Source organism: Ruegeria sp. AM1 (genome assembly GCF_056540745.1).
Map to the genome: position 1 here is coordinate 1 of NZ_JBQFXH010000018.1, position 13,750 is coordinate 13,750.

Sequence of the window (13,750 nt, forward strand, 5' to 3'; positions counted from 1 at the left end):
TTGATCATTCCAATGATCTGTTCGTCGCTAAATCTGCGTTTCATAGTCCATCCTTTGCTTGGACGGATTACTAACACCTCAATGGCCTGATTTCAGGGGGCTGGGTCAGTCGGAATGCCAAGCTCATTGCCTTCGTGCATGTAGGATGAGCAACCGGAACCAATGAGAAAAGACAGGTTCTTGGAACCAAAAACCTCTGCCAGATTTCGCCGGATAATTTCGGCGCGATCATCAAACCCTGCTTCAGGGGAAAGCTTCGCAAACTCGTCTTTGCTTCCTTTTCTGAAATTAATCAAACAACCTCTCCGAGTGAATCTTGCTAATTGGTACCGCAATTTACGGTAACGTAGGAACTCGAATGTTGTAAGCTCGCTTTGCGTTGCCGCGCCTCATTTCTAGAGAGGTCCAGCGGTGGGTCTCGGCACATTGCGCCTGCAGCGAAATGCACGAACTTCTAACAGTTGTCTTTCGAAACAGAAGTCGGTAGGCTTCGGGAAGCTTAATTGGGGCTGGCGCTCTGCTGGATGCAGGTAGGCGCGGCAGGTGATGACCAACCCAGCAAATCTGATCCGGACCCATTGGATCCTGATTTGTCGAGCGACATAGAGTTCTTCAATCTGCTCATCCATCGTGCGGTTTGCGAATCCTGCCAAAGGGTCCACGGCTTAATTCGGAGTCGGAAATACGCCAGAGGAACGAGCACCATGAGCTTCCATACTGAAACGCCTGAGAGCGATGCCATCCAGGTAAATCTTGATCACCTTTCCAAAGGTGTTGACCGCATATTGGATCGCTGGAAGAGCGATGAATGCCCTACCAAACTAACTCTGTTGAATGATCTCGCGAACGCCATTTCTCCAGGGGCAAATTGGGGGGCGCTTAAAGCAAAGAGTTCTCGTCATCACCAACAGCCATCACAAGTCCTCGATAGGAGTCTAGTTCCTCCTGTTGATCGAAGCGCCGAGCAACGTTCAGCAAGAATAGCGGAAGTGAGTATTGCCAATAATAGTATCGAGTTGGCGTGGTTGGCCGAGGAAACTCGGCCGCTTTTTAGCATGCGACATTCAGGTGATCCGATTATTGGACTGGAACTCAGTGTTACCGAGGGGAATGGTCACAGTGAAGCGGCGATCTACGCCAATCTGGTCTTGAACCGCAATGGAAACGTTGAAGTGACCGATGCCTATCCTTCTGATCTCGACCCTGTTGCCGCACAGTTAATCTACGGTGCCATTAGGAACCTGAACGCGGTCGATTTGTATCCCACATTGGCTCAAAGTGACTGTAACGTGTTGCGTATCTTGGTTGGTCCGTTCGATTGCATTGTGTCCGTGCCTGAGACCTTTAGGGGCGCTTCTGTCGGCAATTTTGAAAGCCAGGGATTGCGAATATTGCTCGACGAGGGGGCTACACCTTCTGCGGTTGACGTTGAATCCGCTTTGCAATTGGCATCAGCCACGATCCCATCACTCGGACTTAAGCAATTCAAGGGTTTAAAAAATGTCCAGTTCAAACTCTCACAACCACTATTCAGTGTGTGGGAGGCAATCAAATTTACCGCGCCAGATCAGTTGGGCAATCGACCGGTATTTTGGCTTCCTGAGAAGCAGGCTTGGAAGCAGATGGATGATTTCATTGTTGAAAACAACATTAGAGCGGAAGGCAAGTTAGGTGAAGCGCTGGATTTAGCTCTGGCTCTTGTAGATATCGACGAACCGGACGTGTATTTGAACGCCTCCGTGGCGACCTCCGAAGTTGGGAACTGGAGTTGCGAAGTTTACAATGAGTTTGAGATACTGCGTCTTCGCGAGGGTGAGCCACCGAAAGTGCTTCGTCTAAAAGGTGAAGCCAAACAACGCTTCGAACGTGGTTTGAAGGGATGGGCTATCCACGAAGGCCATAACGTATTCGACGATCAAACAAAAATTGTCACCAATGTTCTGATAAAGCGCGATTTGAGACGTGCCTCGCAACATCTGCCGCAAGTCGAGGCGATCATGAACGGCATCGATCCAACTGACAAAGACTTGTTGCGTCGGGTCAGAGAAGGCAAAGCTGGATAGTTTGCTGTTCCAGCCTGCTAAAGTCGGCAGGAAAGGCGAGCCAAGCTGATTGCTTGGCTCGCGAAACAACTCAGCTGGCCTTGCCGATCATCGAAGCGGCCATTTCCAGACGACGAAGTTGTTGGCGAAGTGGAGCGCAATCCGGATAGGCGGATTTAAGCATTTGAGATACTCCGCCAAGAGCAAAAACGACATCGGCTGCGCTAGTCATCGACCTCCGCAGTGCTTTGTCCTCCGGGGTCTCGCCATAATAGACCTTGAAGAAGTCTATCCCCTCAGGATCTTTTCCTTTGATTTCAAAATTGTACCAGTTTTCAAGCTCTGACCGTAGAGAATTTAACCGTGTCCGTGCCCCCCAAGTCGTGTACTCTGATGACATTGCAGCCTTGATAATGCGCCCACATTCGACGTGCTCGTCCACTCCGAGAGCACCAATGGGGTGACGGTGAGTGCACCCCATTCGATAGCTGAAAGGTTCAGTCGTTTTGCTTGTTTCGGGATAAATTGTTCCTTTGCACCGCGCCCGACGCTTATCTTGTTTTGTCTTCGCCATTGGGCTCAAGAATGTATCCCACGAATGAACGGACTCTCCAGTCCAATCATCGCTAGTTACTGGGGCGGGCATGGAATTGATTTTCGCAACAAGTGCTTCAATATCGTACCCAGTGGTTACGTCGGCACAGACATAAAGATCGCACTGATAGGGGTAGTACATTCCGGGCCAACTGCTTTTTTCGACCCGCCATCCATTTCGTGATGCCCAAGCCGACCGTTCATCCGCATGTGGCGCTCCACCGTAGGGTTCATCGATAAGCACGAATTGACCACTTTTTTGGTCGATCCAGCTGGTAGGATGGTCGGTTTTTGGGAGTTTATCACTTTCGAGAATCTTTGGATATTTCCGTTGATCACGGTTCGGGATGAGGCCAGTGTGCTCCATAAACCGCAGTGAGCGTTCGGCAGCGCAAAGCCTGTTGCGTGCATATTCCTGATTGTGATCAACGTTGTCGCAAACAAAGTGGTCACCAGCCACCATTCTAAGCTCGCCGAAACCACGTGCATGTTTAAGTGTGTTCTTTGCGCACAGCTCGAAAATCGGAATTGGCAACTGCACCCGCAAAGTTTCCCGCCCTAAACTTGGGCGACTATCTTTGTCGTACCAGTACCTTGTTAGTAAGATGTAAGGTTTGGCGTTCGAATTCCCTCCAATAGGCAGGGTGCGCTGCGCGTGTCGGAAATTTTCACAGCGGGCGGCATTGGATGCCAGATCTAGTGCATCAGTATGCTTTATTCCCTTGCTCTTCTTGAGTTGGGAAGCAAGGCGTTTAACGCCGGTGATAGTGGTGGGACGAAGATCCTCAATCAACATAGCAGTCTCCTGGCTCGAAATGAGACGTTGCTCGCCAAACGCCCTTCAAGCCGGAGTGTCAGCTGATAGGATTCTGCAAAAGACTTTCGAAGCAGTGCTGCCTGCAGCTTTGGAACGGCGAGCGCCTTGCTCCTGCCAAGAGCAGCTCAAAAATAGCCTCTACTTAAATGCACTTCAATACCTAGACTTAGGGCTGGCTTGCGATATTTGCTGCTCTGTTGACGAATGGCGCTTCTGTACGCTTGGCTAGGATGTAGGCGTTTGGCTCAGAGTTGAATGACGTGAGTGGCTGATTTTCTGAGCCTTTGGTGTCGATTGAGACAAAGTTTCGTGACCTTCTAAAAATCCAACCGTTAATGATCAAAGTCCGCTTTGGAACTTCCCGAGTGTCTCCACTGCAGAGCGGCGAATTCACACTGTCCGCCCTGGGTGCCGGATTCAGAGCCTCCAGACCTCATGCACCGTGGCATTTCTTGGAAACTAGAAAAACAGCTAAGTTGACTGAGGTCTGCCCGTCAAAACTGCCAGATTTGGTAAAAGTTGCGGTTTTACCCGACAAAAGTTGCCTTACAAGCCGGACAAATGCCGATTCATACCGGACGACACACAATGGAAAATCATGGCTGGGGTGGTAGGATTCGAACCTACGATACACGGTACCAAAAACCGCTGCCTTACCACTTGGCTACACCCCAACGGTGAGCGGCTATCTACGATTGTTGTATGAGGGGCGCAAGGGCTTTTGGGCAAAAAAGTACGCGATGATCTCAAATTATTTTCACAGCGCTCAGGCGACCTCAAGAAGCACGGCACCGGATCGGTTTCCGGCTTCTACGGGCAACTGAGCTTGGGCGCATTCGTGCAGCGAGAAAACATCCTGAATGGGGCAACTGAGGGCATCTTCGGCCAATGCCTCGATCGGCCGCCGGCACCTCTGGTGGCAAGAGATAGACAAGCGCCACCTCGATTGTGACAGATTTGAACAAGAGGGGATAAAATGGCAGCACAGGCGTCATGTTTTGAGCCGAGCCATAGGCAGTGATACGACCGTTTTCGGCAACAACGTCGGCGTTCATGTCAATATTTGGTCCGAACTCCACACCGACGACCTGCGGGACAGTCTGTCCGCCATCTGCGTCCAGTATATTATCTGCCAAATCGGGTGCGGCGTAGTCTAGGGCCACGTCGGCACTCGCAGCCCCGACGCGGCCCAGATTGCGCGCGCTCGCCGTCGAGATGACTCTGGCACTGGCCATTTGCACTGCCAGATAGCTGACGGTGCCAGAGCTTCCTTGAATCAGGATTGTTGTTCCCTTTTATGTCGCTACCGGAAAAAAACCATGTGGCTGGTGGTGAGACCGAGGATACCCAGCACTGCACCGGTTCGCATCGAGACAGCATCGGGCAGCGGAGAGGCCTGCTCTGCGGGTAGCGTGATTTCAGTCGATGCGGTTCCGAATGCGGGTTGCTACTGGCCATTCCAAGTCCAGACCCGCTGTCCTATCGGCGCGGTTGAGAGACCGTTGCCCACAGCCGTGATGATCCCCAAGCCAGCACTGTGGGGGATGATGATCGAGAACGCGGGCTCTGTTGCTCCGGGCCGCGTGCCTGATCGCGATTTCACATCCTATGGATTCACGCCCGAACGGGCGATGTCGACCGTCACTTCGCCCGCGGTTGGGGGTAACGGGCTCAAGCTCTTGAAGCTTAAGAACCTCTGCGGCCACGCCGACGCTGCTGTAGGTGATGGCTTTCATGATGCCTCTCATGTCATGCGCATTGAGGGCTTCACACTACTGTCGAAACGTAAAATGCCAACCTCTGAACAAGACAGGTGGATAGAGTTGGTTTAGCTGATTTGGCGGTCTGTTGGCGGAGCCTGTGTCCAAGGTAGCTGCGATTGCTTTTCAGTCGCATAAGCGAATAGTTAACATTTTGAAAAATATGACTTAAAAGACGATATCGGTTGCGAAAATTCGTGCGAATATCTAGCTTAAAAAAGATAGAACGCTATTGTGAGGGAGTTCCCATGAAACTGAATGCCAAAGTCGCAGACGCGCTGAACAGTCAGATCAATAACGAGCTTCATGCGTCATATACCTATCTCGCCATGGCGGCCTATTTCGAGGCGCAGGATTTGCCGGGTTTCGCGCAGTGGTTCAGGGGGCATTCGGCTGAGGAAGAAACCCACGCCATGCGGATTTTCGATTTTATCGCAAAGCGCGGCGGGCGCATCGAGTTGGAAGGGATTTCCAAGCCGAAAGCAGACTATGCCTCTCCGGTCGACGCGTTAGAGGCGGCGCTTGAGAATGAGATAACTGTGACGGGCCAGATCAACGCTTTGTTCGGGCTGGCAAATGAGGTCAGAGAATACAGCACACAGAATATGCTGAACTGGTTCCTAGCAGAACAGATTGAAGAGGAAGACCTCTTTACGTCGATCCTCGATAAGGTCAAAGCCGCAAATGGCGATCGATGGAATCTGCTTTTGCTGGATCAAGAACTGAGTGCGCGCGGTGCTGCAGAAGAGGACACGCCTGCCTGAGTTTCGGCGGTACCGTCACTCGCGGATTTCAGCAGGATCGATGCCCCATAGGTTGGACTTGAGGGTCCAGCCACGATAACCGCCAGCCGAGATGCGACACCAGTCGACAGAACAACTGCCCAACCGCGCGACGACGCCGGTTTCGAAATGCGCGTTGATCTGGGATTTTGCGTCGGGGCTTGCGTAGACGGGCAGCATGTCCGACTCGATCAGAACGGTGCGCACCCCGGACAGCAAGGCATAGTGAACCCAGCCACCGGCACCGTCGCGGTCCTGAACCTTGCGCCAGTTCCCGTATTCAGCCGTGATCTGCAAAGGCATGCCGCGCCGTTTGAACACCCAGTCGATTCTGTGGGTCAAAGATGGTCCGCGGCGCACATTCCCCTCGGCCGCTTTCATCGAGACATAGCGCGGCAGGGGCAGGTTCGTGACCGGCCCGCGCTTGTCCTGCGCGCTGGCGCTTAATGTGCCGAACACGATCAAAGACACGGATAGGGCCGCCCAACCGAGGCGTTTCACCGAAAAAATAGCACTCACTGCCTGTCTGCTCTTATGCCTGTTTGTCGTGCTTCGAAAAAAGGTTGCATCAATACTCATGGGGTTCTTGTGCCCCGACTGATCCTGCGCCACGATGCCATGGCGCGCGACTGTTTGCAAAGCAGTAGGAGGGCTAAGGTGCCAAGAGAACGTTTGAGTGTTGTCGTTACGCGACGGTTGCCCGAAGCAGTAGAGACCCGCCTGAGCGAGCTTTTCGATGTGCGGTTGCGGCACGACGATACCCCCATGACCCGAGAAGAGCTGGTTGCTGCCGTACAAGAGGCAGATGTTCTGGTTCCGACGGTGACCGACACCATCGATGGCGGGCTTTTAGGGCAGGCCGGGGAAAGGCTTCGGCTGATTGCCAACTATGGGGCCGGGGTTGACAATATCGACATTTCGACCGCCCGACAGCGCGGGATATTGGTCTCAAATACGCCGGGCGTTCTAACCGACGACACGGCCGACATGACGATGGCGCTGATCCTAGCAGTTACGCGCCGCATTCCCGAAGGCCTTTCCCTGATGCAAAAAGGCGACTGGGCAGGGTGGGCGCCAACCGCATTGCTGGGGGGGCGTATTGGCGGACGTCGGCTGGGCATTCTTGGTATGGGGCGCATCGGGCAGGCTGTCGCGCGGCGGGCCGCAGCCTTTGGGATGCAGGTGCACTATCACAATCGTCGCCGTTTGAGGCCGGAGACAGAGCAGGAGCTTGAGGCGACCTATTGGGAGAGCCTGGATCAGATGGTGGCCCGGATGGATGTGATCTCGGTGAACTGCCCGTCTACGCCGTCCAGCTTTCATCTGATGAACGCCCGTCGACTGAAGCTGATGAAGCCTTCGGCGGTTCTTGTGAATACATCCCGCGGTGAGGTGGTGGATGAAAACGCTCTGACCCGCATGATCCGTGCGGGTGAGATCGCCGGAGCGGGTCTGGATGTTTATGAACACGGTATCGATGTGAACCCGCGTCTGCGCCAGCTGTCCAATGTGGTTTTGCTGCCGCATATGGGGTCGGCGACACTGGAAGGACGGATTGAGATGGGTGAGAAAGTTATCATCAACATTAAGACGTTCGAAGATGGCCACCGTCCGCCGGATCAGGTTGTGCCTGCCATGTTATGATGGTCCTGACCGCCGCGTCTCGTGTCGAGGGCGGGCTGGTCGCTGACAGAGCTGGTTTTAAGGCCGCAGGGCAGGGTGCCTGTGGGGGTATTTGAATTGGAAACCAATTGGAGGTTGCTATGAAGTTCAGTCAGTTTTCGTCGGCGCTGCTATCAGCCGTTGTGTTCTCTACGTCGCTGAGCGCGCAGGAGGCTGCCGATACGGTTGCGCCCGAAGGCGCGTCCGAGGGGCAAGTGCAGACCTTGACCGACGAGGTGATCGCCGCGCTCGAGGCCAAGGCTGCCGGTGTTCCCGTCCAGTCAGACAACTGGATGATCGCCGCAGCAAACCCATTGGCGGTTGAGGCCGGGGCACGCGTTCTGCGCGCGGGGGGAACGGCGGCAGATGCCATGGTGGCGGTACAGGTCGTTCTGGGGTTGGTTGAACCGCAATCCTCTGGTCTGGGCGGGGGCGCATTTCTGGTGTGGTATGATGCTGCGAGCGGTAAGCTGACAACGCTGGATGGGCGGGAAACCGCGCCCCTAGCCGCCACACCGACCTTGTTTCAGGACGAAAATGGAGAGCCGCTCAAGTTTTTTGACGCAGTTGTCGGGGGGCTGTCCGTTGGCACCCCCGGTACACCCGCCTTGTTGGAAGAGGCGCATCGTCGCTGGGGCCGCAGCCCCTGGCCATCGCTGTTCGAGGATGGCATTCGTCTGGCGGATGAGGGTTTTCTTGTGTCGCCCCGGCTGGCCAGCCTTGTCGAGCGCGACGCCGAGCGCCTGTCGCGGTTTCCTGCAACAGCCGCGTATTTTCTGCCCGGCGGAGAACCGATTGCTCAGGGACATCGCCTGATGAATCCGGCCTATGGCGAGACGCTTCGAGAATTGGCAAGTGACGGCGCAGCTGGGTTTTATGGCGGTGATGTCGCGGTGGGTATCGTGAACACCGTCCGAAATGCGCCCGGCAATCCTGGCGTCCTCTCAGGTATCGATCTGGCGCTTTATCAGGTGATCGAACGTGAGCCGGTTTGTGCCGAGTATCGCGCGTTTGAGGTCTGCGGTATGGGGCCGCCATCCTCTGGCGCGTTGACCGTTGGGCAAATTCTGGGGATGCTGAACAGCTATGATCTGGCCGCTATGGGCCCCGAAAGCCATGAGGCTTGGCGATTGATCGGAGATGCGTCGCGACTGGCGTTTGCGGATCGTGGTCGCTATATGGCGGATAGCGATTTTGTCCCGATGCCGACAGAAGGTTTGGTCGATCCTGCCTACCTCGCCGAGCGTGCGGCCCTGTTGACAGACGGAGCAGCACTGGCCGAGGTCGCACCAGGTAACCCTGAGTTCGACCACGCATCGAACTGGGCGGATGATGTGTCGATCGAACTGCCGTCGACGTCCCATATTTCGATTGTCGATGCGTATGGCAATGTTCTGTCTATGACCACAACGATCGAAAACGGCTTTGGTTCTCGGCTGATGACCAATGGTTTTCTGCTTAACAACGAACTGACCGACTTTTCATTCAAAACCCACAGCGATGGCTTGCCGATCGCCAACCGCATTGAACCGGGTAAGCGCCCCAGATCCTCGATGAGCCCGACCATCGTCATGCAGGACGGTGCGCCGGCGCTTGCCATCGGGTCTCCGGGGGGCAGCCGCATTATCGGATATGTCGCAAAATCCATCATTGCCTGGGTAGACTGGGACATGAATGTTCAGCAGGCGCTGTCGCACCCGCATCTGGTGAACCGTTTCGGCACCTATGATGTCGAGGTTGGAACCGCTGCCGAAGGTTATGCCGATGCGCTGGCAGAGCTTGGCTTTGAGGTGAATGCACGTGATCTGACCTCGGGCTTGCACGCCATTGAGATATCGGGTGGATTGAAGGGGGGGGCTGATCACCGGCGCGAGGGGATTGCGCTGGGAGAATAGGACCTCCGTCATTCTGGGTATTGGCAGGACCCCGCGGGCCTTCTAGTCATATGCTGGAGGGCTCGCGTTCCTAAGCGGGCAGGGGAGGTGTCTATGGTGCAAGCAGCTGCTTTGCCGCGCAACGAAACAGGTATCGAAACAGTAATTGGCGTTCTGAAACAACGGTTCGGCGATCGACTGCAGACCAGCGCCGCGATCCGTGAACAGCATGGCCACACCACGACATGGATCGAGAACCAGAACCCCGATGCGGTGGTTTTCCCTCAATCGACAGATGAAGTGTCGGAAATCGTCAAAACCTGCGCGGCCCATAAGGTTCCGGTGATCCCTTTTGGAACGGGGACGTCCCTTGAAGGGCACGTCAATGCCCCTGCCGGAGGCGTGTCCGTTGATTTGACCCAGATGAACCGGGTTTTGGTGGTGAATGCCAGTGATCTGGATTGTGTGGTGCAGCCGGGCGTCACGCGCGAGGACCTGAATACGCATCTGCGCGATCAGGGCCTGTTCTTCCCCATCGATCCGGGGGCCAATGCCTCGCTTGGGGGCATGGCGGCGACGCGTGCCTCGGGCACCAACGCGGTGCGCTATGGCACGATGAAGGACAACATTCTGAGCCTTGAGGCGGTGATGCCCGACGGACGTGTCATCCGCACCGGTCATCGCGCGCGCAAGTCGTCGGCGGGCTATGACCTGACCCGGCTGTTGATCGGGGCCGAGGGTACTTTGGGTATCATCACCGAGATCACGTTGCGCCTGCAGGGCATCCCCGAAGCAATCACCTCGGCGCGCTGTTCGTTCCAGACCGTTGATGCGGCCTGTCAGGCGGTGATGACAACGATTCAGTACGGTATTCCCGTTGCCCGGATCGAGCTACTTGACGAAATGTCGGTGCGCGCTACCAATGCCTATTCCGGTTTGGATCTGCCCGAAACGCCACTGCTGCTGCTGGAGTTTCATGGATCAGAAGTCGGAGCTGCAGAGCAGGCCCAGACCTTCGGAGATATTGCCGAAGAGTTCGGCGGCGCCGATTTTGTGGCGACATCCACCACCGAGGAACGGAACAAGCTTTGGCAGGCGCGCCATGACATGTATTGGGCCAACCTGCAGTTGCGGCCCGGTGCCCGTGGCATTTCAACGGATGTCTGCGTGCCGATTTCGCGCCTGGCCGAATGTGTCGGCGCGGCGCAAGACAAAGCGGCCGGGTTGGGCCTGCTCGCGCCGATCGTTGGGCATGTCGGTGATGGCAACTTTCATACGCTGTTGCTGATCGACATGGACAACAAGGACGAGGTGACCAAAGCGGATCAGTTCGTTGGATGGCTAAACGAGCTTGCCATCTCGATGGAGGGCACCTGTACAGGGGAACATGGGATTGGTCAGGGCAAACGCCCCTATCTGGTGAAAGAGCTGGGTGCAGCGACCGACTATATGCGCGCGATAAAAATGGCGCTCGATCCCGACAACATCATGAATCCGGGTAAGATTCTCTAGACGGATTGGCCCTTGCTGGCGGCAACCTTCGGGCCGAAGGTCGGTTTTGATCTTTTTTGGGTCGGCTGGACTTGGCGTTGCGGGCCGTCCTTGGGCATAAACCTTGCCAAACAGACTCAATCCGGAGAGCGGGCGAATGAAAACCCAAGTCAAAGCACTGGTCGTTGGCGGTGGCGCTATCGGCACCTCGATTGCCTATCATCTGGCCAAAGCGGGCTGGGATGATGTGATGCTGATCGAACGGGACGAGTTGACGTCAGGCTCGACCTGGCACGCGGCGGGGCTGTTGCCGCTGTTCAACATGTCTTACGCGACGACCCATATCCACAAATATTCGGTCGATTTCTACAAGACGCTTGAGGACGAAACCGGCCTGAACGCGGGCTTTGCCGTGGTTGGCAACCTGCGCATGGCGCAGACGCAGGATCGCATGGACGAATTCATGCTCTACGCCTCGACTGCCGAGACCTGCGATGTGAAATATGAATGGCTGACCCCAGATCAGATCAAGGAACGCTGGCCGCTGATCGAAACCGGTGACCTCAAGGGGGCCCTCTACCATACCGAGGATGGCTACATTAACCCTGCGGATGTTACGCAGGCGATGGCCAAGGGTGCGCGTCAGCGCGGCGTGGACATCGTGCGCAAGATGCAGGCCGACGCCTTCCACTGGACCGGCACCCATTGGGAAGTCACCTGCACCAAGATGGTCGAGCAGGGCGGTAACCTCGTGCCGTCAGACGAGCAGGTCGTCATCACCGCCGAACACGTCGTGACCGCATCAGGCAACCACGCGCAGCGGACCGCCAAAATGCTGGGCATCAAGATGCCTGCGATCCCGGTCGAGCACACCTTTATCGTCATGGACAAAGACCCTGAGCTGGTCAAATGGCGTGAAGCGGGCAACGCAGAACATCCCGTTGTGCGTGATGCCGACAATGAATCCTATGCCCGAGAGGAACGCGGCGGTTGGATTCTGGGCATTTATGAACACGGTGCGCCTGCGCGGTTTGAATACGGTGTGCCAGACAGTTTCCGGGCAGACCTGTTCCCGTTGGACTTGGACCGGATTGCCGAGCAGTACATGGCGATGGCTGAACGTGTTCCCTCGTGCGCTGACTCGGGTCTTAAGGACGATTTCAACGGTCCGATTTGCTATACGCCTGACGGCAACCCGCTGGTTGGTCCGGCTCCGGGCCTTCGCAATATGTGGCTGGCCGAAGGATTCTCATTCGGGATCACCGCCGCAGGTGGCACCGGTTACTATCTGGCGCAGATGATGGTCGATGGCGAAGCCGAGATCGACATGGCCTCGCTGGACCCCAAGCGGTATTCGTCGAACTGGATGACCACTGAGTTCGCGGCGCGTAAGAACGAAGAGTGCTATGAGCACGTCTATATTCTTCACCACCCCGACGAAGAGCGTGAAGCCTGTCGTCCGCTACGCACCGTTCCAGCCTATGATCGTCAGAAAGCGCGCGGCGCACAGTTTGGTTGGGTCAATGGTTGGGAACGTCCGAACTACTATGGCCCGCTGGATGCGCCGGACAATTTCGATAAGGAAAGCCGGTCCTTCCGCCGTGGTGGCTGGTGGCAATATGCCGTCGAAGAAGCCAAAGCGATCCGCGAAGGCGTGGGCCTGATTGATGCATCAGCCTTTACCAAGCATGTCGTCAAAGGCCCTGGTGCGACCCGGTTTCTGGATTGGTTCACCTGCAACAAGCTACCCAAGGTTGGCCGCATCAACCTGACCTACGCGCTGACCTCGCACGGCACCACACGCACCGAATACACCATCGTTCGCAATGGCGAGAACACCTACTACATCGTATCTGCCGGTGCCTGGACTGAATACGACGCCGATTACCTGCGCAAGGCGGCCGAGGACAAGATGGAGGAGTTCGGTTACATCGAGATCCAGGACGTCACCACGCAATGGGGCGTTTTTGCCATCGCCGGACCCAAGTCGCGCGACGTTTTGAAAGAGGTCATCAAAGACGCCGACCCGGACACTGCGCTGTCTAACAAGCGTTTCCCGTGGCTGTCGGCCTGTCAGATCGAACTGGGCATGTGCCCCGTGAACGCCATCCGTGTGGCCTATACCGGTGAGCTGGGCTGGGAGTTGCACCACCCGATCGAGATGCAAAATTACCTGTTCGATCTGCTTGAAAAAGCCGGTGAAAAGTACGGGATGAAGCTGGTTGGCGCCCGCGCTCAGAACTGGCTGCGTCAGGAGAAATCCTATCGCGCCTTCGGCACCGAACTGGGCCGCGACGCGACCCCGCTTGAGGCTGACCTGCCGCGTTTTGTCGATCTGTCTAAGGAGTTCCACGGCAAAGCCAAGCTGGAAGAGACCGGCGTGCGAGTGAAATGCTGTACCCTGCTGATCGATGGGCCGGACGACGCCGATCCGTGGGGCCGCGAGGTGCTGTATACGCCTGAAGGAGAGCGTGTGGGCCGCCTGACCTCGGGCGGATACTCGGTCGCGTTCGAGAAATCCATCGGCATGGGATATGTAAAGCCCGAGCTGGCGGCCGAAGGCACCAGGTTGAAGGTCAAGATGCAGGACAAGTTGTGGGACGCGGTCGTGACCTGTGACAGCCCTTATGACCCGAAGAACGAGGTTATCCGCAAAGACGGTTAATCACACAAAGGCCCCGCTTTTCCGGCGGGGCCTCTTTGCGCGTCAGATGGCCGAAAGGCCCAA

Annotated in this window: 10 protein-coding genes and 1 tRNA gene; 7 read left to right on the forward strand and 4 right to left on the reverse strand. The window is 56.0% G+C overall.

Translation table 11 applies throughout. The annotated features are described in order from the left end of the window. Positions 1 to 92 precede the first annotated feature (92 nt). Positions 93 to 296, reverse strand: a complete 204-nt coding sequence (locus ACR0I7_RS18975; RefSeq protein WP_480513771.1) for a hypothetical protein — start codon at positions 294 to 296, stop codon at positions 93 to 95. 408 nt (positions 297 to 704) lie between these two features. On the opposite strand from ACR0I7_RS18975, the gene ACR0I7_RS18980 reads away from it, so the two are divergent. After that, positions 705 to 2,063 (forward strand): hypothetical protein, encoded by a 1,359-nt coding sequence (locus ACR0I7_RS18980; RefSeq protein ID WP_480513772.1) that lies wholly within the window; start codon positions 705 to 707, stop codon positions 2,061 to 2,063. Positions 2,064 to 2,133: 70 nt separating this feature from the next. Here the strand turns inward: ACR0I7_RS18980 and ACR0I7_RS18985 are convergent, their stop codons facing one another. Both ACR0I7_RS18985 and ACR0I7_RS18990 read right to left on the reverse strand, forming a co-directional pair. Next, positions 2,134 to 3,432, reverse strand: coding sequence for a DUF5623 domain-containing protein (locus tag ACR0I7_RS18985; protein WP_480513774.1), 1,299 nt, complete (start codon positions 3,430 to 3,432; stop codon positions 2,134 to 2,136). A 620-nt stretch (positions 3,433 to 4,052) separates the two neighbouring features. Next, positions 4,053 to 4,127: transfer RNA gene (locus tag ACR0I7_RS18990), tRNA-Gln, on the reverse strand. Between the two features lie 843 nt (positions 4,128 to 4,970). On the opposite strand from ACR0I7_RS18990, the gene ACR0I7_RS18995 reads away from it, so the two are divergent. Continuing rightward, positions 4,971 to 5,285 (forward strand): hypothetical protein, encoded by a 315-nt coding sequence (locus ACR0I7_RS18995; RefSeq protein ID WP_480513776.1) that lies wholly within the window; start codon positions 4,971 to 4,973, stop codon positions 5,283 to 5,285. Positions 5,286 to 5,461: 176 nt separating this feature from the next. Beyond that, complete coding sequence (locus tag ACR0I7_RS19000; protein WP_480513778.1) at positions 5,462 to 5,977, forward strand: ferritin; 516 nt, start codon at positions 5,462 to 5,464, stop codon at positions 5,975 to 5,977. A gap of 15 nt (positions 5,978 to 5,992) precedes the next feature. Here ACR0I7_RS19000 and ACR0I7_RS19005 read toward each other — a convergent pair whose 3' ends face one another. Beyond that, positions 5,993 to 6,514: an SH3 domain-containing protein gene (locus ACR0I7_RS19005; RefSeq protein ID WP_480513780.1), complete on the reverse strand. Its 522-nt coding sequence runs from the start codon at positions 6,512 to 6,514 to the stop codon at positions 5,993 to 5,995. A gap of 138 nt (positions 6,515 to 6,652) precedes the next feature. Here ACR0I7_RS19005 and ACR0I7_RS19010 point away from each other — a divergent pair, with 138 nt between their 5' ends. From ACR0I7_RS19010 to ACR0I7_RS19025, 4 genes are all read left to right on the forward strand, one after another. Next, positions 6,653 to 7,639, forward strand: coding sequence for a 2-hydroxyacid dehydrogenase (locus ACR0I7_RS19010; RefSeq protein WP_480513782.1), 987 nt, complete (start codon positions 6,653 to 6,655; stop codon positions 7,637 to 7,639). Between the two features lie 119 nt (positions 7,640 to 7,758). Beyond that, on the forward strand, positions 7,759 to 9,552 hold the full coding sequence (gene ggt / locus ACR0I7_RS19015; RefSeq protein ID WP_480513784.1) for a gamma-glutamyltransferase: 1,794 nt from the start codon (positions 7,759 to 7,761) through the stop codon (positions 9,550 to 9,552). A 93-nt stretch (positions 9,553 to 9,645) separates the two neighbouring features. Then, on the forward strand, positions 9,646 to 11,043 hold the full coding sequence (locus tag ACR0I7_RS19020; RefSeq protein ID WP_480513786.1) for an FAD-binding oxidoreductase: 1,398 nt from the start codon (positions 9,646 to 9,648) through the stop codon (positions 11,041 to 11,043). 136 nt (positions 11,044 to 11,179) lie between these two features. Continuing rightward, positions 11,180 to 13,687, forward strand: coding sequence for a GcvT family protein (locus ACR0I7_RS19025; RefSeq protein WP_480513788.1), 2,508 nt, complete (start codon positions 11,180 to 11,182; stop codon positions 13,685 to 13,687). Positions 13,688 to 13,750: the final 63 nt, after the last annotated feature.

What these genes read in the sequence shown, in the direction of transcription:
- ACR0I7_RS18980 (WP_480513772.1), top strand. Translation starts at nt 705, where the DNA reads ATGAGCTTCCATACTGAAACGCCTGAGAGCGATGCCATCCAGGTAAAT.
- ACR0I7_RS18985 (WP_480513774.1), bottom strand. Translation starts at nt 3,432, where the DNA reads ATGTTGATTGAGGATCTTCGTCCCACCACTATCACCGGCGTTAAACGC.
- ACR0I7_RS18995 (WP_480513776.1), top strand. Translation starts at nt 4,971, where the DNA reads ATGATCCCCAAGCCAGCACTGTGGGGGATGATGATCGAGAACGCGGGC.
- ACR0I7_RS19000 (WP_480513778.1), top strand. Translation starts at nt 5,462, where the DNA reads ATGAAACTGAATGCCAAAGTCGCAGACGCGCTGAACAGTCAGATCAAT.
- ggt (WP_480513784.1), top strand. Translation starts at nt 7,759, where the DNA reads ATGAAGTTCAGTCAGTTTTCGTCGGCGCTGCTATCAGCCGTTGTGTTC.
- ACR0I7_RS19020 (WP_480513786.1), top strand. Translation starts at nt 9,646, where the DNA reads ATGGTGCAAGCAGCTGCTTTGCCGCGCAACGAAACAGGTATCGAAACA.
- ACR0I7_RS19025 (WP_480513788.1), top strand. Translation starts at nt 11,180, where the DNA reads ATGAAAACCCAAGTCAAAGCACTGGTCGTTGGCGGTGGCGCTATCGGC.